The 3,446-nt window shown below is 51.9% G+C and carries 2 protein-coding genes; both read right to left on the bottom strand.

Annotated features, from left to right (window positions below):
* Positions 1 to 2,409 (bottom strand): CARDB domain-containing protein (locus tag L691_RS30200; RefSeq protein ID WP_036738296.1); only part of this gene is annotated, 2,409 nt, incomplete at its 3' end.
* Positions 2,410 to 2,839: 430 nt separating this feature from the next.
* Complete coding sequence (locus L691_RS0125330; protein WP_025693017.1) at positions 2,840 to 3,337, bottom strand: hypothetical protein; 498 nt, start codon at positions 3,335 to 3,337, stop codon at positions 2,840 to 2,842.
* Between the last annotated feature and the right edge of the window lie 109 nt (positions 3,338 to 3,446).

Raw genomic sequence — 3,446 nt, 5'->3', positions numbered from 1 at the left:
CCAGCCCGGGCGGCCGTAGCCGTCGAATTGGCTCGCCACGCCGTAACGTTCCGCGATATAGCTGGTTTTCCGGTAACCGTACGGCCAGTTCAGCTTGCTCGTAGGATACTGATCATGACTTTCGAGATTCGTGTAAGGGCCGTCACGGTCGGCCACCGCCGATTGAATGGGGTCGGGGATGCGGTAAGACGAAACCGCCGCAACTATGGAATACATCCCTTCCGGATAATTTAATTCATTTACCAAAAGTCGGGGCTGCTCTTCTCCCCCAAAATACAGCCATCCCATGATCGTCCCGGCTGCGCCGAGTTTGGGACTCATCCCCATATAATCGCGATTCGTGGAAGACACCCAGTACCCGTCTACCCACTCGGCGGCCGTATTGGCCTGCATCCAGTCGAGCGCCATTTTGGCTTTTTGCTTCATTTGCGGATCGTCGGCCAAATCATGCAGCATCAGCAGGCATTCGACATAGAGCGCCCAATACGTGGTAGAGTCGTATTCCTTCATGCCATACTTCACGAACCGCTGCAGCATCTCGCTGATGTCCCGTTCGGCGAACGCTTTCGTCGCCTGCGCCTTGCTCCATTCCGGCCACGTCTGCGCAACCAGGTAGCCGGCCGTTCGGAATTCGAGGAAGTGGTTCTCCGTGCTTCCATTATTGGAATAGTCGGCAGCCAGCATATTCGCCTTAACTTTCTCTCTGAGAGATTCGGGGTATAGGTGGCCGTATTTCAAATAGGTGTCGATATTGGCCGTGTAGTAAAACATGGACGCGCCTGCGAAATTATTGTTAATGCTGGCGATGTAGTCCAATGCCGTTTCGACATCCACACCCAGCTCGAACCGCGCTTGCGCGTGATAAACGGCCTCCTTTACCCACAATGTCCGGTTAGTCTGTGTAGGTTTGCTCGACGCCAGGGTTTGCAGGATGTACTCCGCCCGTTCTTCAAAGTCCGTTCGCTCGGAGGCCGGCTTACGGACGGCAAAATAGGTCATCCTCGCATTGTTCTGGTTGTGCGTCTCCTGTACGTCTGCACTGGCCTTGGCTTGCAGGGCATAGGTGCCTATAGAAGCCGTCCAGGAGGCCGTTCCGGTCACGGATACTGTCTCGCCCGGCTCTAGACTCCCTGTATACACCGCTTCGGTTACCGCCGTATCACTGACAGCCGGATTCAATGTGAAATCCACCCGAATGTTCGATTCCGCCAAGGTTCCCGTTCCGTCGTTGCACACGACCGCACTGAAAGTGACTTCATCCCCCGGCTCGGGCGCAGATGGAGACAGGTGAATCGAGGATACCGAAAGGTCAGGCAGCTCCGGCGAAACAAGATTCGGATCTTGGTAAACTTCCGGTTCTGTAAATTGAATGCCGCTCGGATTGGAGTTTGACGTCCCCGTAAATCGAGCATACCCCAAGTCAGCAGCGGCCGATTCCCACTGTGTGGAAAGATCGCCGTCGTTCGCATTGGCGGCGACCCGTCCAACGGAAGTAACCTCGGAGGTCGCGGTGATCGGCTTGCTATGGGCCAGTTCCTTGCCCAGCGTCACCAATGCAGCGGATGTCTCCGTTTGTGAATTCCCTTGCTCCATGATGTCCGGTTCCGAGCCAATTACGCCTTTCTGATCAGGAACGCCGCCGTTTTTCGGCTCCGCCGTCGCACTATCGGCATTAAACAAAATCGCGATGACGAGCAGAACAGAACAGCATTTGCTTATTTTCATACTTCTCCTCCTCATCATCCTTATAAGTGGCTGCTTCAGACGGAATGGCCGCGGCTGCTTCGCCTGCAAAACACGGACGGCGACATAAGCGAGATCAGCGTTGTCAATGCGGCCGTCTTGTTCATATCGAGATTCGGAACATAGCCTGCCTCTCCCTCGCTGGCGCCGAGCGCTCTGGCGATCGCGACAAGCGCATTTGAACGCGGCACCGAGCCCGTAATGGCATAGGAATCCGCCACCGCAATTCGGATAGGTGCCGTCCGATCCGGCCGTCGTCACAGCCCGGCTGTCGGAGATGGCGATACCGTCCGTTGCCAGTATCGCGCGGTCATCCTGCTGCCGAGATGTAAAGACGATCCGCAGCAAATCGGCATTGCCGTCGATCCCCTGAACCCCGCCCAATCTGCTGGCGGCAATGCGCAGCTCGCCTCCCTGATCCGAGTACATCAGAAAGCCCTCGCCGTTTGCGCCGCTTTTCCGCAAAGGCTCAAGCAGTTCCAGCGACTTAAACTCAAACAAACTCGAATCGCAGTCGATGTCCAACTCGATGCCGTAGAGGTCGCCGGCCTCCTCAACCGCAACGGTCAGCGCTGTGTCCTCGCCGACTTCCACAATGCTTTTGTCCGCTTCCAGCTTGATCTTCGCGCCGTCCGCCAGCGGCTCATTACCGCCCTGCGCTTTCATCAGCGTGAAAGCCCATTGTGATCGAATCAGGATGCAACACATTTTCTAACGTACGTTTTTCGCGTTCTTTGGAAGAGTATAGACAGAACCTTTCCCACTGCAATTATACATGAGAGAGTATATAGAGAAGTATGTAAACTTTGATTGGTTTGTCGGTCTAGATCAGGAAGGCAAGAAGAAGTTCAACGGTTTAACAATTTTGCAAAAGCCAATTCCTAAGCTATAGATTTACTGTCAGGTGCCTTTATAGAAGAGGATGAAATAAGAAGTATGAATTAGGGAAGTAGCCAATATAGTAGGTGTGCCGGTTGGACAGATTGTAGATCCCCCCACTCCGGCACATCGATTATTTAGACTACTATATAGACAATTTCAGGATAGACAGTCGCTGTTTTTGTTGTGCTAACGTTTCTTGCTAAGGAAACATGGATTAGTTTGCGCTGCTTGCTGCGGCACGATGTCTTTTCTGAATGGAATGCATCCCCATGATCACCGCTACAAGCTCGTAAGTATCCAAATGATCACATTGATTGTTCAGAAGATATGCCCCTGAAGAAAACCAGTCGTTCACTTGTCTAAAACTGGCAATGATTTCGGTTTCATCGGATATCTCATATTCTCTTGAAAATGCCGGTGAACTAATCTCGTAACTCCCTCGTCCTTCGGTTTCATACGTGAATTTCTTTGTGAACAGTGCAAACCTGCTTCGAAGCGCACCTAAGAGTTCTCCACCTTGACCGGTAACCTCCCATTTGTTAGAGAAGAATGGAAAATGTCCTTTGCACAGCAGCTGGCCATTCTGCCCATACACGTCGATTGCAGAACCAAAAGTACTCTTCAAATCTATATGACCTGCATTCTCTTCCTGTTCATTCAGAATCTCCGTAACACCGGCATTAAAAAAATTATCCCGAAAATATAAATTCATTAACCTCGCCTCCTTTGAACACAATACGGTACAGAGGATTCAGGGTTACATTTATCTAAAAAGCCGAGAAGATTCCTTCCTCTATAGGGAGGAGATGAATCGGTGGTTT

The sequence above is a fragment of the Paenibacillus zanthoxyli JH29 genome, from assembly GCF_000520715.1.
Lineage (GTDB): Bacteria > Bacillota > Bacilli > Paenibacillales > Paenibacillaceae > Paenibacillus_AQ > Paenibacillus_AQ zanthoxyli.
Note: the sequence above shows the minus strand (reverse complement) of the source record. Positions and strands in the feature narration are given on the sequence as shown.

Coding starts and splice junctions, on each gene's coding strand:
- L691_RS0125330 (WP_025693017.1), bottom strand. CDS start 3,337: ATGAATTTATATTTTCGGGATAATTTTTTTAATGCCGGTGTTACGGAG.